Below are 21,075 nucleotides of genomic sequence, written 5' to 3' on the forward strand. Positions count from 1 at the left end.
AAAAAGCCTGTTCCCACGTGAGGGCGCTTTTTAACTCGTCACTTTTCACCTTTAACTCTTCGCTTTTACACGGCCTCCTGCGGGGCGTTGGTGGGGTTGTGGTCGGCGCGGTCGGGGCCAGCATCGGTAGCCGAGTCAGCACCACCTTCGAGGCCGTTGGTCTGCTCAGCGTCGCCGTAGTCGCCGCGGATGCCCGCGCCGTCGCTGCGCGACAGGTCTTCCTGGGTCACGGTTTCGGGGTTGCCGCTGGCGTACTGGTCACCGTCGGCATCGGGGTTGGTGATGGGGCCGGCGGTGCTGGGCTGCGCGCCTTCCTCAATCTCGGAGGGGCGGCTGGAATCGGGCGAAATGTTGGGGGTTACCATGATGTTGCTAGTTGGGAATTAAAGATTTACCTCGCCGATGCTACCCCCGCTCACGCTGGTGCCCCTGTAATGGCGCTAGCGGCCGGGGCTGTTGGCCGAGCAGGCGTTTGGAAAAAGGATGTACCTAACTGTACGCAGCCGGGCGCGGCTGGTTTGGCCGCGGTATCTGAAGATTTACCCGCATCTTAACGGCGCCAAATGCGGCGTGGCCCTTTTTCGCCCCTTTTTATGACCTTTACTACCGATGTGGTACGCACTAAAACCGACGCGGAGCTGCAATTATTTGTTGACAACCCCAGCCACCACCATCCTGACCTAATAGCAGCGGCCCGGCGGGAGCTACACCGCCGGGAGGTACCCCTCATTGGCCCAGGCAGTGTATCGGATGAAGACTCTACCAGTAAACGCCCGCTGGTGCTGGCGGCCATGGTGCTAGGCCTGGGCTTGGTGGGCGCGGGCTTCTGGTGGAATGCCCGCCCCCCGGCCCCCGCCCCGCCCAAAGTCAACAACTTATCGGCAGCGGCCCTGAAGCTGGAAGCGGTGGAAACCCAGCAGCTGCCCACCTTCGACACCGACGCGCTGGTAGCCGACCAGCTGGCCCGCATTCCAGCCGCCGAAAAGCAGGATGCGCAGGCGCTGCGGCAGTTTCGGGAGCTGGGCCGGCGCTTCTGGACAGCCGAAACCCAAACCGAATACCTGACCAACCAAGCCGATAAAGGCAAAGCCAGCCCCCTCTTTGCCGACCAGGCGGTGCTGGTGCGCGAAACCTGGCGCGCCTGGAATAAGGCCGCCGTGTACGGCTTCCGCTTCGGCCCCAAAATGCAGGGCCAGTTCGACCTGATGGGCCAAGTAGCTAGCAGCCAGCAGCATGTGTTAGCCAACCTGCCGGCCTTGCTGCCCAACCGGGCATTCACCACCGACAAGGAGCTGGTGGCCCGCGGGGCCGACGTGCAGGACTGGCTAGCGGGCATCCGGCAGGTGTCGCCCGTCACGGGCAGGGCATATAAGGCTACTGTACTGGAAATCAAGCTGTAGCTGCTAGCGCGGAGCGGCCCCACACACCGGGCCAAAATCCAACCAGCCTACTCGGCGGTTAAGCATGCAATGGACGTTTCCACCCCCGCGGCGGCCGCCGCGCACTTTGCCCAGCGCCCCGAAGCCGAGCTGCTTTACCTGGCCCGCCACGCCAGCCGCTACCCGCCCGCCGTGGGGGCTGCCGCTGTGGCCGAGCTGCAACGCCGCGGCCTGGTGCCGGAGGTAGCAGTCGCTCCTCCCCTGCCCCCCGCCGCGGCCCCCGCGCCCGCGCCCGAAGAAACCTGGGCTCAACTGCTGCTGCCCATGCTACGCAGCCTGTTTTGGCCCACCCGCCAAAGCTGGGCCGTACCGTTGTTACTCAATATCAACCTGTTGGTGTGGCTGGCCATGACGCTGAGCGGTGTGTCGGCCACTGCGCCCACGGGCCACGCGCTGGTGCGCTGGGGCTCCAACGTATCGACGCTCACCTGGCCTGGCCAGCCCTGGCGGCTGGTCACCAGTTTGTTTGTGCACGGCGGCATCACGCATTTGCTGCTCAACATGGCCAGCCTGTGGCTGCTGGGCGTGCTGCTGGAGGCCCGCACCGGCGGCGCGCGCCTGCTGGCCGCCTACCTGGCCAGCGGCGTGGCGGCCTCGGCGGCAACCCTCTGGTACCACAGCGGCGGCATCAACTCAACAGGGGCCAGTGGGGCCATTTTTGGGCTGTATGGCTTGCTGCTGGTACTCCTGGTCAGGAAGAAAATCGTGCTCAACAAATGGGACCGCCGGGGCATGCTGGGACTAGTGTTGTACCTGGTGTTCAGCAACTTGATTTCCGGCCTTACGGGTAATATCGACAATATTGCCCACCTCGGCGGCCTGCTCATGGGCCTGCTGGTGGCGGGCCCGCTAGTAGCGGCCTCGCTGAAGGATGCTGAGCATGTAACTGATTGATTAACTGATAAAATAAAAAATCTGTCATTGCGAGCGCAACGCAGTGGAGCGCGGCAATCGCCCCAGCACGATTGACGAACGACTGGCGTGGGTGTCGTTCGGGGGCGATTGCCGCGCTCCACTGCGTTGCGCTCGCAATGACAGCCGTCCTACATAAGCCCTATTTTATTTACTTTGCTGACCCACCACCATTCTCTTCCAACATAAATGCTTGCCCTCCAACTAGATGCCCCGCACCAGCCCGCCATTGCGCGGGAAACTCCTACGCCGCAGCCCGCCGCTGGCGAAGTGCTAGTTAAGCTGCGCGCCGCCGCCCTCAACCACCGCGATGTCTGGATTCAAAAAGGCCAGTACGCCGGCATCAAGTTGCCGTGCACGCTGGGGGCCGATGGCAGCGGCGAAATTGCGGCGCTCGGCGAGGGCGTGACGGACTGGGCTGTGGGCGCGCCCGTTATTGTGTACCCCGGCGTGGAGTGGGGCGACGCCCAGCGCGCCCAGGGCCGCGACTTTCGGGTGCTGGGCATGCCCGACCCCGGCACCTTTGCCGAATACACAGTGACGCCCGCCGCCTACCTGCGGCCCTGCCCGGCCCACCTGAGCTGGGAGCAGGCCGCCGCGCTGCCGCTGGCGGGTCTCACCGCCTACCGCGCCGCCTTCAAGCGGGCGCAGGTGCAGCCCGGCGAGCGCGTGCTGGTAACGGGCGTGGGCGGCGGCGTGGCCCAGGTGGCGGCGCAATTCTGCGCGGCCGCGGGGGCGGAGGTCTGGGTAACGTCGGGCGACGATGAGAAGCTGGCCCGCGCCCTGGCCCTGCCAATGGGCCTGCGCGGCGGCATCAACTACCACACCGAGGGCTGGGGCCGCACGCTCACCAAGCAGGCCGGCGGGAGCTTCGACGTTATCATCGATAGCGCGGGCGGCGCGGCCTTCGGCACCTTGCTCGACGTGGCCGCGCCGGGCGGGCGCATCGTGTTTTTCGGGGCCACGCTGGGCAACATGCCTGACCTGCCGCTGGCCAAGGTTTTCTGGAAGCAGCTCAGTATTTTGGGCTCTTCCATGGGCTCGGAGCAGGATTTTGACGACATGCTGGCCTTCGTTAATGAAAAGCAGCTGGTGCCCGTGGTCGATAGAGTGTTTGCGCTGACTGAGGGTGAAGCGGCTCTGCGCTACCTGGAGGCCGGCCAGCAGCTCGGCAAAGTGGTGCTGACTTGCTAACGCTTCCGCTTCGTGCGCGAGCGCAGCGAGCAGGCGGGGCCGGGCGGCGCGAACGATGATGCTCGCTGCGCTCGCGCACGAAGCGGAAGCTTCGCGCTACTCCCGGATTCGCGCTACACCAAACCAAAAGGGGCTTTGCTGATTATCAGCAAAGCCCCTTTTGGTTAATAATCAGCTAATTACTTCTTGCGGTACTCGCCGTTCAGGTACGCCAATACGGGGGTGGTGATGTCCAGGCCTTTTTCGCCGTAGGCGATGGTGCCGCTGGGCGAGGCGATGAGTATCATCTTGTAGCCGTGTAGCTTACCGTAGGCTTCCACTTTTTTGTTCACGCTTTCGAGCACGGTTTGGGTCAGCTTGCCTTCGGCCTCCTGGGCCTGGGCCTGAATCTTTTGCTGCTCCACGGCACCCTGCTGCTGCTTTTGCTGAAGCTGCTGCTCGGCGGCGGCGCGCTGGTCGGGGGTGAGCGTGGGGGCCGACTTCTGGTACGACTCCACGGCCGTGCGGAAGCTGCTCACGAGGGCCTGGTTCTGGCGCTCCCAGCCCTTGGCCTTCACTTCAAACGCGCGGCGCGCATCCTTCATGCCCTGATAGCCATCAAGCAATTTGGCCGACTCGACGTACACAATGGCGCCGGCGGCGGGGGCCGGGCCGGCGGGTGCAGCCGCTAAGGCAGCCGGCGTAGCCATGGCTTCGGGCGCGGCGGCCGGCGTGGTAGCGGCCGTAGTATCGGCGGCTGGGGCAGCCTCTTCGGTAGTGGCTACCGGGGCCGCGGCTACCGCGGCGGCGGGGCGCTGGTTGAAATGCAGAAAGTACAGCACGGCCACCGCTACGAGCAGCACGGCATTAAAAGCTAGTTGGGCAGTATTTTTCATATTCGCAAAGGTAGCGGCTTAATGAATTTGGAATTTAGAATGAGGAGTGAAGAATTGGCAGCTCAGTATGCTAAATTCTTCACTCCTCATTCTAAATTCCAAATTCACTACACCGGCACGGCCAAATGCAGCAGCGCATCACCCTGGTTGACGACGGGCATGTGGTTGAGGCCGATAACGTAGCCGCTGAGCGTGGACTCCAGGCGCACGGCCTGCTCGCCGTAGGGGTCGGCGATGGAGCCGTAAATCTGGCCCTCCTCCACGTAGTCGCCCAGCGCCACATGCGCCCGAAACAGGCCCGCGTAGCGCGCCCGCAGCCAGCGATGGCGGCGGCACACCACGTTGGGCCGGGCGGGCAGCGGGCCCTCGGCCCCCATGCCCAGGTGGTGCAGCACCCGCAGCGTGCCCGCAATGGCCTCCTCAATGCCCGGCTCGTCGAAGCGCAGGCTCTCGCCGGTTTCGTACACGATAATGGGCTTGCCCAGGGCGTGGGCGGTGGCGCGCAGCGAGCCGGTGCGCAGGCGCGAATGCAGCGTAAACGGCGCGGCAAAGGCCGCCGCCAGCTCGTCAATTACTGGCTCCTCGCCCAGCAGGCAGCGCAGCTGCGGGTGGTTGGCGCGGGCCTTGCCGCCGGTGTGAAAATCAATGCCGTAGTCCACGAGCGGCATAATTTCGCGCATGAAGCGGTGGGCCACCCGGCTGGCCAGCGAGCCGCGCGGGTGCCCCGGAAACAGGCGGTTAACATCTTTGCCATCAGGCACTTCCCGGCTAAAGTTGAGAAAGCCGTAGATGTTGAGAATCGGGATGGCGATGACCGTGCCGCGCGTGGGATTCAGCAAATTGCGCCGGATGAGCCGCCGGATGGTTTCGACGCCGTTTACCTCGTCGCCGTGCATGCCGGCCATCAGCAGCAGCACCGGGCCGGGCTCGGTGGAGCGGATAACGTGCACCGGCACATCAATGATAGTGCCCGAGGGCAGCCGCGAAATAACCAGCCGCGTGAGTACCCGTTCGCCGGGCTTAATATGCAACCCATTCAGGGTCAAACAATTATCAATTGCCATTGCAAAAGTCAGCCGCGCACCGCCCGCAGCCAGCCATAAGTACGAGAAAGAAAGCGGAGCGCAGGTCAAGAATCCGGCCAAGCCAGTTGGCCGGGAGTATTGCGGAGCTTTATTCGTCGGCGGCCGGGTCGGGGGTTGCCTTTTCGCGCTTGGGTTTCGGCTTGGCCTTGCCACCGCGCTTGCGCAGGGTAAGCGCCTCGGTGTAGTCGATGATGCGGCCGGCAATGTCGAGGCCGGTGGCTTTTTCAATGCCTTCGAGGCCGGGCGAGGAGTTTACTTCCAGCACCAGCGGGCCGCGCTTGCTTTGCAGCATGTCTACGCCGGCCACGCCCAGGCCCAACGCCTTGGTAGCCAGCAGGGCCGCGGCTTTTTCGGCCCGACTCAGCTTCACGAGCGTGCCGGTGCCGCCGCGGTGCAGGTTGGAGCGAAACTCGCCCTCCTTGCCCTGACGGCGCATGGCCCCCACCACCTCGCCATCGACCACGAAGGCGCGCACGTCGGCCCCCTTGGCCTCGCCAATAAACTCCTGCACCAGAATGCGGGCCTTGAGGTTGTGGAAGGCCTCAATCACGGACTGGGCAGCCTTGGCACTTTCGGCCAGTACCACGCCCAGGCCCTGGGTGCCTTCTAAGAGCTTGATAATCACGGGGGCACCGCCCACGTGCTCGATGAGCGCGGGCAGCTCGTCGGTGTCGTTGGTGAAGGCCGTTTTGGGCATACCCACGCCGGCGCGGCTGAGGATTTGCATCGAGCGCAGCTTGTCGCGCGAGCGCACAATGGCCTGGCTGTCCACGGCGGTGCGCACTTTCATCATCTCAAACTGCCGCACCACGGCCGTGCCGTAGAACGTGACGGAGGCCCCGATGCGGGGAATAATGGCGTCGGGCCGGGCCAGGGGCTGGCCGCGGTACAGGATGCTGGGCTGGCCTTTTTCGAGCACCAGGTTGCAGCGCAGGTGGTCCACTACCTGGGCTTCGTGGCCGCGCTCAATGGCCGCCGCCACCAGTCGCTTGGTGGAGTACGACTGGGGTTCGCGCGAGAGAATGGCCAATTTCATAACGTAAGGATAGGCTGGGAAGGCGGCGTAGAAAGCAAGATAGCACGAATAATTCGCTGAAATCAAGCTCGACCGTACAGAGCAGTGGTCCCTATTTTCAGGGGTTGTCCGAACTGAATTTCGCTACCAAACTACGCCTGAACCGGCCCACCGGGCGCGGCCTGGGTTAGCCGCAATTTCTCAGCGGCCCGGCACTCAGCCTTATACGAGAGTTCGCGGCGCGCCACATCGACCACGAAGCGGCCCTGCCGCAGCAGCGCCCGGCCCAGCAGCACGGGGTGGCGCAGGTCGGAGCGGTCGGCCAGCGAAAACTCCGTTTCGTAGAGCTTGCCGTAGAGCCGCACCACCGTGCGAATGACGTAGCGCGCCTGCACCTCGCCGTTGGAGGAGCGAATATCGCGCCGCCCAAACTCGTGGAATACCAGCGCCCGGCCGTCGGTGGCGGGGTGCTCGGGGTCGAGTAGGCGCACATGCAGCACGGGCTGGCCGGTGGCGGGGTCGGTGGCCAGGTGCACATCGGTACAGTGAATGGCGCTGGTGTAGGCCCCGGTATCCACCTTGGCCACCACGCCGAGCAAACCCAGGTCGGGCAGGGCAATCAGCTCGCGGCGGCCGAGTAGGCGTTTGGCGGGGCGCTTTTTCATGTGGCTTGAATAACAGAAAATCGTTTGTCCTTGCGAGCGCAACGAAGTGGAGCGCGGCAATCTTTCCTTCACGTCAGGGTTAGTAACCTAACAGCAAAGGAAGGATTGCCGCGCTCCACTTCGTTGCGCTCGCAAGGACAATTGCCTATGATTTTCTAGTTATCCCCAGCCAGCAGGCGCTCGTACTCGCGCTGGGTGCGCTCGCCGGCGTTGAGGCTGCCGTAGGCAGCCAAACCTTGCCCCACTACGCCCACGCCCCAAAACACCGTAGACCAGATGGGCCAGGGCAGGAAATCGTGGTGCCGGGGCCCGAAGCCTTGGGTGGTGAAAGCCCACAGCAGCCACAGCCCGGCATTAACGAGCAGGTACGTTACCAGGTGGCCCTGAAACTTGGTGCGGGCGCGGGCAATCTGCCACAGGCGCTGTTCGCGGATGGTAGCGGGGGCGGAGGCGGGGCTAAGGGGCTGCATGGCAGGCGGGGGTTAGGGATGATTGGAAGTGATGGTCAAATGTAGATTTTGCCCTTCCTTTCGGCAAGTTGCTCTTCCCCAAGCGGTATTTTTCCGACTTCAAACGGTAAAAACAGGGCCCCGGGCGTTGCCCAGTACGCCGCAGATTCCCTACTTTTTCTTTATGGCACCCCTTCCTGTTGCTACCCGCCTGCGCGTTGTGCAGGGCGACATTACCAAGCTCGCCGTCACAGCCATCGTCAATGCTGCCAACTCGTCGCTGCTCGGCGGCGGGGGCGTCGATGGGGCCATTCACCGGGCTGGAGGACCTAAAATTTTGGAGGAATGCAAATGGCTACGTGAACGGCGCTTCCCATCCGGGCTTAGAGCGGGTCAGGCAGTAGCTACTACTGGTGGAAATCTACCCGCGAAATATGTTATCCATACAGCCGGTCCAGTTTGGCATGGCGGCAGTTTGCACGAAGCGGAAGACTTGATAGCTTGCTATCAGAGCTGCTTGACTATTGCAACGGCACGCCAGTTCGAATCCATTGCCTTCCCGGGCATCAGCACCGGCATCTACGGCTACCCTAAGCCGGAAGCCGCCGCCCTGGCCGTGCGCGAGGTGCGGCAGTGGCTGGCGGCCCACGAGTGGCCCCGCGAAGTAATTCTGGTAGCGTTTGATGCCGAAAGCAAGCGGCTGTACGAGCAGGAAATAGCCACGATGTCGGCTACTTAATCTGCTAATAATCAGCGGATAACCAATTAGCTACGCTGCTGCCATCCCAATGCCCTCGGCGCGGTCGGCCACCTGGCGCATCAGCCAGAGCGGCGTGCTGGTAGCCCCGCAGATACCTACCAAAGTAGCGCCCTCAAACCAAGATTCGTCTATTTCCTGCTCATTCTCAATGAAGTAGCTGCGCGCGTTCACCGCATTCACCACCGAAAACAGCGCCTTGCCGTTGGAGCTTTTGCGGCCGCTCACGAACAGAATAACGTCGTGCTCGCGGGCAAAATTGGCCAGCTGGGGCTCGCGGTTGCTCACCTGCCGGCAAATACTGTCGTTGGCATCGAAGCTTTCCAGCACGCCGCCGGCCGCCGCAATGCGGGCCTCGATGAGCGCCTTCATTTTGTAGAAGCCGGCCGTGCTCTTGGTGGTTTGGCTGAACAGCGTAACGGGCCGCGTAAAGTCAATCTGGTCCAGGTCAGCCTCGTGCATCACAATAAGGGCCTGGTTGCGGGTTTGGCCGGTGAGGCCGATAACCTCGGCGTGGCCGGGCTGGCCGTATATCACCACCTGGCCGTTTTCGCGGGTGGTGGCGTCGAAGGCGTGCTTCACCCGGTTTTGGAGCTTGAGCACCACCGGGCAGCTGGCGTCGATGAGCTCCAGGTTGTTTTGCAGGGCCAGCTGGTAGGTTTCGGGCGGCTCGCCGTGGGCCCGGATGAGCACCTTGCAATCGTGCAGGGTGCCGAGCTGCTCGCGGTCAATCACGCGCAGACCGCGCTGGTGCAGGCGTTCCACCTCCATGCGGTTGTGCACGATATCGCCAAGGCAATACAGCATGGAATTTTCGCCGTGATTCAGCTCATCCTCTGCCATTTGAATGGCAAATTCCACCCCGAAACAATAGCCGGAGTTTTTGTCGATGGTTACCTGCATAGTAGCTACCAAACCCCCTAGTAGGCCCGGGGGTTCGCCGCCCGCAAAGGTACGCAACCCATAAGTGGTAGCGAGCGGGCATTGCGAAGCCGTAGGGCGGCGCTTTAGCTAAATAGTGAGCGCCCGCATGGGGCTTTGGGCCGAACTTTACCGCCCCACTCCCAACCCATGCTGTTTAACTCGCTGCACTTTCTCGTTTTTTTCCCGGTAGTTATCGGGCTGTATTTTGGCCTGCCGGCGCGCTGGCGCGCGCCGCTGCTGCTGGCCACGAGCTACTACTTCTACCTCAGCTGGAAGCCCGCCTACGGGCTGCTGCTGGCGGGCACCACGCTGCTCGACTACTTCAGCGGGGTGCGCATGAGCCGGCTGGCTACCCCGGCGCAGCGCAGGCCCTGGCTGTACCTGAGCCTGGCCAGCAACCTGGGTACGCTGTTCATTTTCAAGTACTTCAACTTCTTCGTATCGGCAGGCCATGAGCTGGCTACGCTGCTGCACGCGCCCTTTGCGGCCCCCACGCTGGCGCTGGCGCTGCCGGTGGGCGTGTCGTTCTATACGTTTCAGTCGGTGGCCTACATCGTGGATGTGTACCAGGGCAAGCTGCCCGCCGAGCAGAATCTGGGGCGGTTTGCGCTGTTTGTGGCCTTCTGGCCGCAGTTGGTGGCGGGCCCCATTGAGCGGGGCGCCCAAATGCTGCCGCAGCTGCGCGCGCGCCACGACTTCGACTACGGCCGGGTGGCCAGCGGCCTGCGCCTCATGGCGTGGGGCATGTTCAAGAAAGTAGTGATTGCCGACCGCCTGGCCCTGCTCGCCAACCCCGTGTTCGACCACCCGCACCGCTTCGCGGGGCTGCCGCTGCTGCTGGCCGTGGCCGCCTTCACCGGGCAGATTTACGCCGACTTTTCGGGCTACACCGACCTGGCCCGCGGCGCGGCGCGGGTGCTGGGCTACCACCTGGTGCTCAACTTTCGGCAGCCCTACCTGGCTACTTCGATAGGTGATTTTTGGCGGCGCTGGCACATGTCGCTGTCGGGCTGGTTTCGCGATTACGTCTACATTCCGCTGGGCGGCAGCCGGGCCGGGCGCACGCGCACGCAGTTCAACGTATTCCTTGTCTTTCTATTAAGTGGCCTCTGGCACGGGGCCAGCTGGACGTTCGTGCTCTGGGGAGCTTTGCACGGCCTTTACCTGGTGCTGGAAAGCCTCACGGCCCCCGCCCGCACGGCCCTGGGCCAGCAACTGGGCCTGCCGGCCCGCCCCCGCCTCCAGCGGGCGCTGGGCACCGGCTGCACGCTGGCGCTGGTAGCCTTCGCCTGGATTTTCTTCCGGGCCAACTCGCTACCCGACGCCTTTTACATCGCTACGCACCTGTTCCAGGGCTGGGGCCAACTGCCTACGGCCCAGCTGCCAAGCGCATTGGCGGGGCTGGGCCGGCACTTTGTGGCCGAGCTACTGGTAGCGGCCGGGGCAGTTTTAGCTCTGATAATCAGCGACTACTGCGCCGAGCAAGGCTCAGTGGCCGCGTGGCTGGCGAGTTGGCCCGCGGCGGGGCGCTGGGTGGGCTACGCGGGCCTGCTGCTGGCCACGCTGTACTTCGGCATCTTCGGCAGCAGCCAGTTTATTTACTTTCAATTTTAACAAGGGGTCGCTATGCTCAAGCTATTGCTTCGCCTGGGATTGCTGCTGGGAGCCGTGGGGCTGCTGGGCGGGCTGGGCCTGGTGGCCGGGCTGCGGCGCAGCTACATCGATGCGTTTTACGCCCGGTTTGCCGCGCTGCCAGCGGGCTCGCTGGTGCTGGGCACCTCGCGGGCGGCGCAGGCCATTAAGCCCAGCGCGCTGGCGGCGCGGCTAGGTACACGCTACGAAGGGCCGTGGCTCAATTACGCCTTCACCCTGGCCGAGTCGCCGTATGGGCCGGGCTACCTGAGTAGTATTCAGCGCAAGTTGGCACCGGGCACGCGGCACGGGTTATTTGTGCTGGCCGTGGACCCGTGGTCGCTGTCGCTGCCCAACAACGTGCAGTACCGCGACGCGGAAGTCAAACGCCTCCGTTTCAAAGTAGCCGTTTTTCCTGAAGAAAAGTCAATGGTCAGCCAGGTAGCCAGCGTCAGCCAAAGCCCCAACCTCGACTACCTAGCGCACTACCTACACCAGCCCTTCTACCAGCTGCTGCTCAATACCGACACCGCCCGCGTAATAGAGCGCCTGCACCCCGATGGCTGGCTGGAAATAGCCCTGCCGCCTCCCACCGCCAACCTGCCGCTGCTACGCCGCCGCACCGCCGAAAAGCTGGCCACCTACCGCGCCCTGGCCGTCGGCAGCCGGCTGGCCGCCAGCCGCTTGTATTACCTACGCAAAACGATTGAGTACCTCCAGCCGCACGGCCGCGTGGTGCTAGTGCGGCTACCCACCGGCTCCGAAATGGCGGCTATCGAAGCGCAGTATCAGCCTGATTTCGACCAGGCTATGAGTCGTTTAGCGCACGATTTAAGCGTACCCTACCTCAACTACCTCGCCCTGCCCTACCCCACCAACGACGGCAACCACCTCACCCGCGGGGCGGCCGAGCAACTAAGCCAGCGCCTGGCCGATGATATTGCCCGGCTGCCGGCGCAGCCCTAAGTCAGACTTAAACTAGGCTTGGTTGACTTTGTGGGCGTAGGCCGTGAACAGCGCAGAAGACACGCTATCGAGCACAAAATCAACCTGTTCGGTAATGGTAATGTGCGTGGTATCGAGCAGCACGGCGTCGGTGGCGCGGCGCAGCGGGCTTTCGGCGCGGGTCGAGTCGATGTGGTCGCGCTTGCGCAGGTTCTCGATAATCTCGTCCAGCGACACGTGCTCGCCCTTGGCGGCCAGCTCCTCCTGTCGGCGCTGGGCCCGGATGGTAACGTCGGCGGTCATAAAAATCTTGACCTCGGCATCGGGAAACACGGTAGTGCCGATGTCGCGGCCATCCATCACCACGCCGCGCTTGCGGCCCATGCGCTGCTGCTGGGCCACCATGGCGTGGCGCACCTGCGCTATCACCGACACCTCGCTCACGGAATTGGAAATCCGCATCTGGCGAATGTCGTCTTCCCTGATTTTATCGTTCAGGCACAGCTCATTGCGGCCCGTACGGCGGTTGCGCTTGAAGCTGATGTGGATATCATCGCGCAGCGCCTGCTCTACCCGCGCCATATCGTCGAAGGCAATGTCGTTTTCGAGCAAAAACAAGGTTACGCCCCGGTACATGGCCCCAGTGTCGAGGTAGGCGTAGTGTAGCGTGGCGGCAACCGCCTTAGCAGTAGTGCTTTTGCCACATGATGAGTAGCCATCAATGGCGATAACGAGGTTTTTCATAAACGCGCGGAAACGGCCATAGGCCCCGCAAGATTACGAAATCCAGCGCTTTCGCGCCCCGCTGGCCGCCACCAGCCGCTGCGGCACCGACCGGAAAAAAACCGCTACCGAGGCTGCCTCCCCGTTATTTAGCTGCTGATTGACCAAATAAAACGGGTTAAAAAAAAGTTGGTTGGCCAGGCCCACGCCCGTGCTGCCGTCGGTACCGGCGGCCCACTCGGCCCGGTAGGCGCTCACCAGGCACTGCCCCAAAAAGCAGCCCAGCGCCGTTACCACTCCCGCCCGGTCGGGCGAGCCGGGGGCCAGCTCGGTGCGCTGCACTTCAATGAAGTGGTCGAGCTCCAGCACGGCGGCTGCATCGTAGGCGGCCAGGCCCAGCTGCTGGCGCACCTGCTCGGCGGCGGCCAGTAGCGCGGCGGTTTCGGGTGAGTTTTCGGGCATAAAATAACTTTTGAGATTAACTTATTGATTAACAATATTTTATATTATTTCTTGCCACCAGCATTTTTCCAGCTTCCGTAAGCGGTTAGCAGTTGCGGTAACTGCTCGGGCAGGATATTGGGGTCCAGCTCCAGCTGATGCGATAGCGTGGGGTAGTCGCTCAGGGCCTTGGACAAGGCCAGCCGAAACTGGAGCTTATTGGGCGGCAGCACGGCCTTTAGCTTACCGGCCTGCGTGAGCAAGGTATACACCACGGGCGGCTCGGACGCTGGCATAACAGCTACGTATTCAGCTACTTGAAAGCCTGCCTGCCAATAGAGGTGCCGCACAATCAGGCTGGGATAGTGCTGGGTAGGCCGCGGAATATCGACCTCCCGCACCACCGAAAACGTGTCGCGGCTGATGACAAACGCCCGCACGCTGTCGGTGGGGTATACCAGGGGGTACTGCGTGGTGTGGTCGGCGTTGCTCACGCTCAGGCTGTGCGCGTCGTAGAGCAGCTTGGCGCGCTGCCAGGCGCGGCTGCTTTTGAGCTGGTAGCTACCCGATTTGAAGCTAGTGGGCGGCAGGCGCACGGCCGGCGGCCGCGGGGCCGGGGGTGGCGCGGTTTCTTGCGCAGCCACGGGGGCGGCGAGCAGCGTAAGCAATCCAAGCTGGTAACTAAATGACATAGGTCAATTGGCCGCATAAGGTAAATCAGCGGCTAACATACTGCCTAAATTCACAAAACCAAGCTAGTGGCCGCAGGGGCAAGGCACTGATTTACCGCCGCTATGGTGCTTATACCAACGAGTTTTTTGCTGAAGCGAGCCGTGCCCGGCGCAGCCGCTAGTGGCCAGCAGCGCCCCCAGGGCCAGCAGCAGCGCTGGCCAGGCCAGCGAATGAATAGTTAGCGGTAGCTTCACGGCGCGTTTTTTTATTGCAAATTTACCCGTTGCAGCCCCAACCTGTTTCGCAAGGGGGTGCAACTTTTTCTGTGAACGACATGGCTGCTGATTTCGTGCTTTCGGTTAATCTGGTTGATATTATGGCCCGCACGGTGTGCCCGGCCGAACTGCGTATTGTAGGCGGCCGCGTGGCGGCCATCGCGCCCGTGGCGGGGGCCAGCGGCCCCGACCTGGCGCTGCCCTACGCGCTGCCCGGCTTCGTCGATGCACACGTGCACGTAGAGAGTTCACTGCTGGTACCCAGCGAGTTTGCGCGGCTGGCGCTCAGCCACGGCACGGTGGCTACCGTGAGCGACCCCCACGAAATCGGCAACGTGCTGGGCGTAGCCGGCGTGCAGTACATGCTGGATAATGCGGCGGCCGGGCCGTTCAAGTTTTGCTTTGGCGCGCCGAGCTGCGTGCCGGCCACGCCCTTTGAAACGGCGGGTGCCACCATTACGGCGGCCGACATCGAGCAGCTGTTCCAAAACCCTAAAATCGGCTACCTGGCCGAGATGATGAACTGGCCCGGCGTGCTGAACCGCGACCCCGACGTGCTCGAAAAAATTGCGCTGGCTCACCGCTACGGCCGCCCCGTGGACGGCCACGCCCCCGGCCTGCAAGGAACTGATGCTGAGCAGTATGCCAGCGCCGGCATCAGCACCGACCACGAGTGCTTCACGGCCGCCGAAGCCCGCGACAAGCTGGCGGTCGGCATGAAAATCCTGATTCGGGAGGGCTCGGCGGCGCGCAACTTCGATGCCCTCATCGAGTTGGTGCCGCAGCACTACGAGCAACTCATGTTCTGCTCCGACGACAAGCACCCCAATACGCTGCTGCTGGGCCACATCAACCAGCTCGTGCAGCGCGCCGTGGCCCTGGGCTACTCGGTGTTCGACGTGCTGCAAATGGCCTGCCTCAACCCCGTGGCGCACTACAACCTACCCGTGGGCCAGCTGTGCGTGGGCGACCCCGCCGATTTTATTCTGGTCGATAACCTCACTGATTTTCAAGTACAAAGCACCTACCTCGACGGCGAGCTGGTGGCCCAGGCCGGCGAGTGCCTGCTGCCCACTACGGCCGTGGCGGTGCTCAACAATTTTCACGCCCAGCCAATCATTCCCGGTGCGCTGGCGCTGCCTGCTCCTGCCAAAGCCGGTGCTATGCACCCGGCTTTTCCTTTCCCCGTTATCGAATGCTTTGATGGTCAGCTCATCACGGCTCGTCGCAACTTGTTTCTGCCGGTAGTTGGCGGCTACCTGCTACCCGACCCGGCACAGGATATTCTCAAGCTGGTGGTGCTCAACCGCTACGCGCCCGGCGCGGCCCCGGCCGTGGCCTTTATCAAGGGCTTTGGCTTGAAGCAAGGCGCGCTGGCCAGCAGCGTGGGCCATGACTCGCACAACATCACGGCCGTGGGCTGCGACGATGCCAGCCTGGCCCGCGCCATCAACCTGGTGGTGGCCGCCCAGGGCGGCCTGGCCGCCGTAGATGCGGCCCAGGCCACCCACGTGCTGCCGCTGCCCGTGGCGGGCCTCATGTCCAACCAGCCCGGCCCGGCCGTGGCGGCCGCCTACTCGGCCCTCGACCACTTTGCCAAAGCCCAGCTGGGCTCGGGCCTGCAAGCGCCCTTTATGACGCTCTCGTTTATGGCCTTGCTCGTTATCCCCAGCCTCAAGCTCAGCGATAAAGGCTTGTTCGACGGCGAGCGGTTTGAGTTTGTGTAATGGGGTGAGGTAGTGGGCTTTACCAATTGGAAAGCCGCCGGCCTAGTGGCCGTGGTGCCCTTGGTGCTCGTGCTGCTGACGCAGGCCTTCATGAGCTTGTTCTCGCAGGTGCCTCAGACGAAGTATGACCATCTGCTAGGCGTCGCGCAGGAGGTGGGTCGGGAGCGCGACTACTACCAAGGACAGATTCAGCGGTTCTGGAAGGACATGAGTACCGATAAAGAAGCGCGGAAGACGAACCAATTTTCCTTCCCAGCTTACGTGCCAGCGCCCCCTACAGAAACGAAGTAGTGGGGGGCACAAGAGGAGGAAGGGTGTTGTTAAACAAATAGGGAACACCCAACTACCTAATCATTATAGTGCCAGGAGCACTTCTTTGGGCAGATGATTTAGATTCAACAGTCTGAATATTCACTGTTGTTTCTGGGACTTCGAGCGTTGCTTTCGTAATATGTGGCGTCCCTATTGCTTCAGGTACAATACGCAAGCCAGTTAGTTGTGTAGCGTCCAGTTTATGTCCATTGACTATAAAAGAGAGAGAGCCATGTAAGCCAAGCTGATTCCCTATTTCAGCAAATGATTTGCTGCTGATTTGTCCATCATAAGTTATAGCAATAATCCCTGTCGAACTTAAATTTTTTAGTATGCCTGGACCATCTTGGTTTTTGTAGACGATAACTCCCTTAAAATTAGCAGAATTAAGGGATGATATAATAGAATTTCCAATTATATTACCATTTATTATATATAAAGGTTCTGATGCATTGCTCATCGTCTTGTAACCTGGGCTTTGTCCATAGCTTATGATGAAATAAGCATTTAGAGTAACCACAAACAAAAGGTGGAGTAGGGGGGCGCGTATGATGAATCGTAGTAAAATTATGAAGAATTATTTACAACCTATTATTGGTATTGCATAATGCGAGCCAGAAAATAGATTAGTAGCGTTAGCTGCTTGCGTCATACCTGAACCAGGGTCTAGATAATATACTATTTTTGGATTAGTTGGATCATACCCTGTTATGACGACACTATGATAGACTGCTGTATTAGGTCCATCCATATAAGAAAACATATCAATCATTATAGGATATCCAGCATTTATAGCTCCTTGAAAATTGCCAACTGGGTAGAGTATGGTTGTGTCGAAAAAATGATTTATAAAGTCAGACATACCGGTTAACGGCACCCCATCATTGAAAAAGTTTGGGCCATATTATTGTACTCCATATAAGAACATGTCCCCTTCTATTTGAGATGCATTCTTGCCATTACTGCACAATGCCAGTTTTTTTTGTGCTAAAGAAGCTGGTACACATCCGCCTGCACCAGTTTGTTTGGGCATTGTCAATGGCATGTTAGGTATAGATGATTGGCCCCCTCCGCCTCCCCAGCCGCCGCCATCACCGCCACCGCCGCCGCCATCACCTCCGCCGCCCTCTACACAGTAAACGTCTGTGATACAATTTGACAGATAAGGCCCTACATAACCGCAAGTAGTTACACTGATGCATGTTGGCTGAGCAGTAAGATTTGTCGTATTGGTATCGTCTACTTTGGTATCAAGTGTCTTTTTAGGGACCTTAACAGTCTTTAAACTCACCTGTTGCGGCTCTACTGCACCGTTTTTGTATACCAAACCAGCTTGAAAATGATATGTTGGGGAATATACTATTACCCAACCAGTCAGACCTGCTAGTGGAACAGGCGCTTTCGCCTCCATGATTGGCTGCACAGCAGCTAGCACCATTTGGGCCAATTGCTCGGTTGTCAATGAGTGGGCATCTACTACCAGTTCGACCAGACGACCTGTGCATACCCCACCGGTTAATACTTGCGCTACCAAGAAGCGGGAGCCGTATTTTTGACTTTTTGCGAAAGGATTATTAGTATTCGTAAAAGGGGCGATTACCCAATTGTTCGCAAGGCGAGCTTGTTGCCAGTTGATAGCAACGGGATTTGATTGATAAACTTGCTCAAACCACTTCTGAGTGGTTATGAGCGTCGCTTCATTTCGTATCCCTGTTACTAGGGAAGGACTATTTGGTTCTGGTGTGTCGCGGTTACAGGCTTAAATGCCCATTAGAAAAAGCGCGTATAGTAAGCTTCTTATAATAGTAGATGAAACAGTCATAAGCATTAAGACAGTGAAATTATTTTCTGCTGCTAATTCTACGACATATTTTGAGTTAATTTTAGCAATATTAAAATTTGAAGTAAAAAGTAAGGGGGCAAGGAGGCAATTGTATCCTCCTTGCCCCCTCACTTTTTACCTCCTTACCCCATCACCTCATTTACTGAACGCGAAACGTTTAGTAAGTAGGCGCTGCATTTTTTCTTCGGTAAGAGGCTTGGTGAGGTATTCTACGTTGGGGTATTGGGCCACGCGGGCCGTATCGGCGCCGTGCATGGAGGTGGTGAGCACGGCCACCACGGTGCGCTGCTGGGCCACGGTGGGCAGCTGGCTGTAGCGCTCCAAAAAATCGAAGCCGCTCATGCCGGGCATTTTCAGGTCCACGAATATCAGGTCGGGGGCGGGGGCCGCCTCGGCGGCGGCGGACTCGCCACTCCACAAGAATTTCATGGCCTCCTCAGCTTTCGAGAACGAGCTGACCTGCTTGGCCACGCCTAAACGGCTTAGCAGCCGGTTGTTCAGGAAGCTGGTCGTTTCGTTATCCTCTATCAACACGATATGGTTGAGCGCGTCCGTCATATCCGTCATAATGCAGTAATCGTATTGAGCCAACGAAGATAGCGAAGCCGCGTTATTCTGGCAAGCCCGGCAGTTCGCTTACAACCAGCCCTGCTCGCGCATCCAGTCGTCGTTGTAGATTTTGCCGAGGTAGCGGGTGCCGTGGTCGGGCAGCACGATAACCATGGTATCATCTTCTTTGAGGTGTTCCCGCGCGTATTCCAACGCACCAAACACGGCCGAGCCGCAGCTCCAGCCCACAAACAAGCCTTCCTCCCGGGCCAGGCGGCGCGTCATAAGGGCAGCATCTTTATCGGTCACCTTAATAAACTGGTCGATAACGCTGAAATCGACGTTTTTGGGCAGAATATCCTCACCGATGCCCTCCGTTTTATAGGGGTAAATTTCGTTTTCGTCAAAAATACCCGTTTCCTTGTATTTCTTAAACACCGAGCCGTAGGTATCCAGGCCCAGCGCAAACACGTTGGGGTTCTGCTCTTTCAGGTACTTGCTGCTGCCGCAAATGGTGCCGCCCGTGCCCACGCCGGCCGCCAGGTGCGTGATTTTGCCGTCGGTGCCCGCCCAGATTTCGGGGCCCGTGGATTCGTAGTGCGCCGCCGTGTTCGACATATTGTCGTACTGGTTGGGGTAGAACGAGTTGGGCGTTTCCTGACTGAGGCGGCGGGCCACCGAGTAGTACGAACGCGGGTCGTCGGGGGCCACATCAACGGGGCACACGACCACCTGCGCACCCACGGCCCGCAAGATATCCTGCTTTTCCTTGCTCTGCTTATCGCTCATCACGAAGATGGTTTGGTAGCCTTTGGCAATGGCGGCCAGGGCCAGGCCCATGCCGGTGTTGCCGCTGGTGCCTTCGATAATGGTGCCGCCGGGCTGGATGAGGCCGGCCTTTTCGGCGTCTTCCAGCATGCGCAGGGCCATGCGGTCTTTCACCGAGTTGCCGGGGTTAAAGTACTCAACCTTAGCGAGAATAGTGCCTTTAATGCCGTCGGTAACTTTGTTGAGCTTCACGAGCGGCGTGTTGCCGAGCGTGTCAATAATATGGTTGAAATACATGCGTGCCAGTGGGAGGGGATGAAGGGCAAATGGGACAACAAAGGTACGGAGGCCGCCGGGCGGGGGCCGGCGCGTGCGCATTGCGCCCGGCGGCCCTACTTTTGCCCCAATTCACTCTCCCCAACAAGTTAGCCGCCCATGAGCGTTCTCGTCAACAAAGATTCCAAGGTCATCGTGCAGGGCTTCACCGGCTCCGAAGGCTCGTTCCACGCGCAGCAAATGATGGATTACGGCACCCAAGTAGTGGGCGGCGTCACGCCCGGCAAGGGCGGCACCGAGCACCTCGGCCGGCCCGTGTTCAACACTGTGGCCGATGCCGTAGCCGCTACTCAGGCCGATACCAGCATCATTTTCGTGCCCCCAGCTTTCGCTGCCGACGCCATTTTGGAGGCTGCCCAGGCCGGCATTAAGGTTATCGTGACCATCACGGAAGGCATTCCTACCAAGGACATGATTGCCGTGAAGCACTACCTCAAGGACCGCCCCGACGTCACGATGATTGGGCCGAACTGCCCCGGCGTGATGACGGCCGGCGAGTGCAAAGTGGGCATCATGCCCGGCTTTATCTTCACCAAAGGCCGCGTGGGCATCGTGTCGAAGTCGGGCACCCTGACCTACGAGGCCGTTGACCAGCTCACCAAAGCCGGCCTGGGCCAAACCACGGCCATCGGCATCGGCGGCGACCCCATCATCGGCACCACCACCAAGCAGGCGGTAGAGCTCTTGATGAACGACCCCGAGACGGAAGGCATCGTAATGATTGGCGAAATCGGCGGCGGCATGGAGGCCGAAGCCGCCCGCTGGATTAAGGAAACCGGCAATAAGAAGCCCGTAGTCGGCTTCATTGCTGGCCAAACCGCGCCTCCCGGCCGCCGCATGGGCCACGCCGGTGCCATTGTAGGCGGGGCCGACGACACGGCCGCCGCCAAAATGGCCATCATGCGCGAGTGCGGCATCCACGTAGTGGATTCGCCCGCCGAGATTGGCGATACCATGCTGCGCGTGCTGGGCAGCAAGTAGAAATCAACTGGCTCCGCAGCCAATAAGAAAGTCCTCCTAGCCAAGTTGGCGGGGAGGACTTTCTTATTAATTTACAATTCTTTAATCAAGGTCAAGAAAGTAATCCACAAAGTAGCTGGTTACTACTTCGTTTTCTTCGGCTTCGTACACTTCCTCGAAGGTGCGCCGAGGCTCCCCTAGTTCCAGCCGCATTTGCTGCTCAGTTGCCGCCACCGATTTTTCATTGAGCCAGTACGGCGTGAGGGGGTGGGCATTGTCGGCCAGGTAGAGCACACGGTTGTCCCCAAATGCCTGGGCTACTTGCCGCAGGTAGCGGCGCCAATGGTTGCGCAGCGCCTTAGCATCCGTGCCATCTAGGTAGCGCGCGCCGAACCACCTCTGGTAGCGGTAGGGCGGGTATAGCGATTCTATGCGGTATTTATCAAACAGTAGACTCAGGCCGCCGGGGCCATCGAATTTAATCCATTTTTGCGGGTTATCATCCGTATCAAAGTCAGGTGCGGATAGATAGTCAGCAACGGGGTGCCAGCGGATATCGCCACTCGGTAGCGCTAGC

The 21,075-nt window shown here is 60.4% G+C and carries 24 protein-coding genes and 1 pseudogene; 9 read left to right on the top strand and 16 right to left on the bottom strand.

Translation table 11 applies throughout. The features are described from left to right. Window positions 1–65: 65 nt before the first annotated feature. A complete protein-coding gene (locus ACYVGC_RS16355) occupies window positions 66–365 on the bottom strand; it encodes a hypothetical protein (RefSeq protein ID WP_460584921.1) in 300 nt (99 codons plus the stop codon). 228 nt (window positions 366–593) lie between these two features. Here ACYVGC_RS16355 and ACYVGC_RS16360 point away from each other — a divergent pair, with 228 nt between their 5' ends. The 3 genes from ACYVGC_RS16360 to ACYVGC_RS16370 all read left to right on the top strand — a co-directional run bounded on the left by ACYVGC_RS16360 (window position 594) and on the right by ACYVGC_RS16370 (window position 3,545). Then, on the top strand, window positions 594–1,400 hold the full coding sequence (locus ACYVGC_RS16360) for a hypothetical protein (protein WP_460584922.1): 807 nt from the start codon (window positions 594–596) through the stop codon (window positions 1,398–1,400). A gap of 69 nt (window positions 1,401–1,469) precedes the next feature. Next, window positions 1,470–2,333: a rhomboid family intramembrane serine protease gene (locus ACYVGC_RS16365; RefSeq protein ID WP_460584923.1), complete on the top strand. Its 864-nt coding sequence runs from the start codon at window positions 1,470–1,472 to the stop codon at window positions 2,331–2,333. A 207-nt stretch (window positions 2,334–2,540) separates the two neighbouring features. Beyond that, window positions 2,541–3,545 (top strand): MDR/zinc-dependent alcohol dehydrogenase-like family protein, encoded by a 1,005-nt coding sequence (locus ACYVGC_RS16370; RefSeq protein ID WP_460584924.1) that lies wholly within the window; start codon window positions 2,541–2,543, stop codon window positions 3,543–3,545. 179 nt (window positions 3,546–3,724) lie between these two features. On the opposite strand, the gene ACYVGC_RS16375 is transcribed toward ACYVGC_RS16370, so the two are convergent. The 5 genes from ACYVGC_RS16375 to ACYVGC_RS16395 form a co-directional block, all read right to left on the bottom strand. Further along, window positions 3,725–4,420: an OmpH/Skp family outer membrane protein gene (locus tag ACYVGC_RS16375; RefSeq protein WP_460584925.1), complete on the bottom strand. Its 696-nt coding sequence runs from the start codon at window positions 4,418–4,420 to the stop codon at window positions 3,725–3,727. 107 nt (window positions 4,421–4,527) lie between these two features. Beyond that, on the bottom strand, window positions 4,528–5,484 hold the full coding sequence (locus tag ACYVGC_RS16380; RefSeq protein WP_460584926.1) for a succinylglutamate desuccinylase/aspartoacylase family protein: 957 nt from the start codon (window positions 5,482–5,484) through the stop codon (window positions 4,528–4,530). Window positions 5,485–5,593: 109 nt separating this feature from the next. Further along, the gene (gene rimK / locus ACYVGC_RS16385) at window positions 5,594–6,541 is read right to left on the bottom strand and encodes a 30S ribosomal protein S6--L-glutamate ligase (protein WP_460584927.1); all 948 of its coding nucleotides are present in this window, start codon (window positions 6,539–6,541) and stop codon (window positions 5,594–5,596) included. A 131-nt stretch (window positions 6,542–6,672) separates the two neighbouring features. After that, window positions 6,673–7,185 carry an ATP-dependent zinc protease family protein gene (locus ACYVGC_RS16390; RefSeq protein WP_460584928.1) on the bottom strand — a complete coding sequence of 171 codons (513 nt, stop codon included), beginning with the start codon at window positions 7,183–7,185 and terminating at the stop codon, window positions 6,673–6,675. Window positions 7,186–7,340: 155 nt separating this feature from the next. Next, on the bottom strand, window positions 7,341–7,655 hold the full coding sequence (locus ACYVGC_RS16395; RefSeq protein WP_460584929.1) for a 2TM domain-containing protein: 315 nt from the start codon (window positions 7,653–7,655) through the stop codon (window positions 7,341–7,343). Between the two features lie 163 nt (window positions 7,656–7,818). Here ACYVGC_RS16395 and ACYVGC_RS16400 point away from each other — a divergent pair, with 163 nt between their 5' ends. Continuing rightward, entirely contained in the window at window positions 7,819–8,373 is a 555-nt protein-coding gene (locus tag ACYVGC_RS16400) for an O-acetyl-ADP-ribose deacetylase (protein WP_460584930.1), read from the top strand. Between the two features lie 30 nt (window positions 8,374–8,403). Here the strand turns inward: ACYVGC_RS16400 and ACYVGC_RS16405 are convergent, their stop codons facing one another. Further along, window positions 8,404–9,294, bottom strand: a complete 891-nt coding sequence (locus ACYVGC_RS16405; RefSeq protein ID WP_460585047.1) for a 4-hydroxy-3-methylbut-2-enyl diphosphate reductase — start codon at window positions 9,292–9,294, stop codon at window positions 8,404–8,406. Between the two features lie 168 nt (window positions 9,295–9,462). Here ACYVGC_RS16405 and ACYVGC_RS16410 point away from each other — a divergent pair, with 168 nt between their 5' ends. Together ACYVGC_RS16410 and ACYVGC_RS16415 are read left to right on the top strand one after the other, a co-directional pair. Then, the gene (locus ACYVGC_RS16410; protein ID WP_460584931.1) at window positions 9,463–10,929 is read left to right on the top strand and encodes an MBOAT family O-acyltransferase; all 1,467 of its coding nucleotides are present in this window, start codon (window positions 9,463–9,465) and stop codon (window positions 10,927–10,929) included. Between the two features lie 12 nt (window positions 10,930–10,941). Then, complete coding sequence (locus ACYVGC_RS16415; protein WP_460584932.1) at window positions 10,942–11,913, top strand: hypothetical protein; 972 nt, start codon at window positions 10,942–10,944, stop codon at window positions 11,911–11,913. A 12-nt stretch (window positions 11,914–11,925) separates the two neighbouring features. Here ACYVGC_RS16415 and cmk read toward each other — a convergent pair whose 3' ends face one another. From cmk to ACYVGC_RS16430, 3 genes are read right to left on the bottom strand one after another with little or no spacing between them, the layout of a single operon-like run. After that, the gene (gene cmk / locus ACYVGC_RS16420; protein ID WP_460584933.1) at window positions 11,926–12,636 is read right to left on the bottom strand and encodes a (d)CMP kinase; all 711 of its coding nucleotides are present in this window, start codon (window positions 12,634–12,636) and stop codon (window positions 11,926–11,928) included. 33 nt (window positions 12,637–12,669) lie between these two features. After that, window positions 12,670–13,077 (bottom strand): hypothetical protein, encoded by a 408-nt coding sequence (locus ACYVGC_RS16425; RefSeq protein ID WP_460584934.1) that lies wholly within the window; start codon window positions 13,075–13,077, stop codon window positions 12,670–12,672. 44 nt (window positions 13,078–13,121) lie between these two features. Further along, window positions 13,122–13,748 carry a hypothetical protein gene (locus ACYVGC_RS16430; RefSeq protein WP_460584935.1) on the bottom strand — a complete coding sequence of 209 codons (627 nt, stop codon included), beginning with the start codon at window positions 13,746–13,748 and terminating at the stop codon, window positions 13,122–13,124. Window positions 13,749–14,062: 314 nt separating this feature from the next. Between ACYVGC_RS16430 and ade the strand changes: the two genes are divergently transcribed. Both ade and ACYVGC_RS16440 read left to right on the top strand, forming a co-directional pair. Beyond that, window positions 14,063–15,730, top strand: a complete 1,668-nt coding sequence (gene ade / locus ACYVGC_RS16435; protein WP_460584936.1) for an adenine deaminase — start codon at window positions 14,063–14,065, stop codon at window positions 15,728–15,730. 12 nt (window positions 15,731–15,742) lie between these two features. Then, window positions 15,743–16,021, top strand: coding sequence for a hypothetical protein (locus ACYVGC_RS16440; protein WP_460584937.1), 279 nt, complete (start codon window positions 15,743–15,745; stop codon window positions 16,019–16,021). Window positions 16,022–16,073: 52 nt separating this feature from the next. Here the strand turns inward: ACYVGC_RS16440 and ACYVGC_RS16445 are convergent, their stop codons facing one another. The 5 genes and pseudogenes from ACYVGC_RS16445 to ACYVGC_RS16465 form a co-directional block, all read right to left on the bottom strand. Continuing rightward, window positions 16,074–16,562, bottom strand: coding sequence for a hypothetical protein (locus tag ACYVGC_RS16445; RefSeq protein ID WP_460584938.1), 489 nt, complete (start codon window positions 16,560–16,562; stop codon window positions 16,074–16,076). A gap of 57 nt (window positions 16,563–16,619) precedes the next feature. After that, window positions 16,620–16,904 (bottom strand): cysteine peptidase family C39 domain-containing protein, encoded by a 285-nt coding sequence (locus ACYVGC_RS16450; protein ID WP_460584939.1) that lies wholly within the window; start codon window positions 16,902–16,904, stop codon window positions 16,620–16,622. A 42-nt stretch (window positions 16,905–16,946) separates the two neighbouring features. Next, a complete protein-coding gene (locus ACYVGC_RS16455) occupies window positions 16,947–17,504 on the bottom strand; it encodes a hypothetical protein (protein ID WP_460584940.1) in 558 nt (185 codons plus the stop codon). A gap of 516 nt (window positions 17,505–18,020) precedes the next feature. After that, complete coding sequence (locus ACYVGC_RS16460) at window positions 18,021–18,452, bottom strand: response regulator (RefSeq protein WP_460584941.1); 432 nt, start codon at window positions 18,450–18,452, stop codon at window positions 18,021–18,023. Window positions 18,453–18,524: 72 nt separating this feature from the next. Then, window positions 18,525–19,499: pseudogene (locus ACYVGC_RS16465) on the bottom strand (PLP-dependent cysteine synthase family protein); the annotation flags it as partial. A 138-nt stretch (window positions 19,500–19,637) separates the two neighbouring features. On the opposite strand from ACYVGC_RS16465, the gene sucD reads away from it, so the two are divergent. Then, a complete protein-coding gene (gene sucD, locus ACYVGC_RS16470) occupies window positions 19,638–20,519 on the top strand; it encodes a succinate--CoA ligase subunit alpha (RefSeq protein ID WP_460584942.1) in 882 nt (293 codons plus the stop codon). A gap of 81 nt (window positions 20,520–20,600) precedes the next feature. On the opposite strand, the gene ACYVGC_RS16475 is transcribed toward sucD, so the two are convergent. After that, window positions 20,601–20,792 carry a hypothetical protein gene (locus ACYVGC_RS16475; protein ID WP_460584943.1) on the bottom strand — a complete coding sequence of 64 codons (192 nt, stop codon included), beginning with the start codon at window positions 20,790–20,792 and terminating at the stop codon, window positions 20,601–20,603. Window positions 20,793–21,075 lie beyond the last annotated feature (283 nt).

This window comes from Hymenobacter arcticus, from assembly GCF_054779975.1.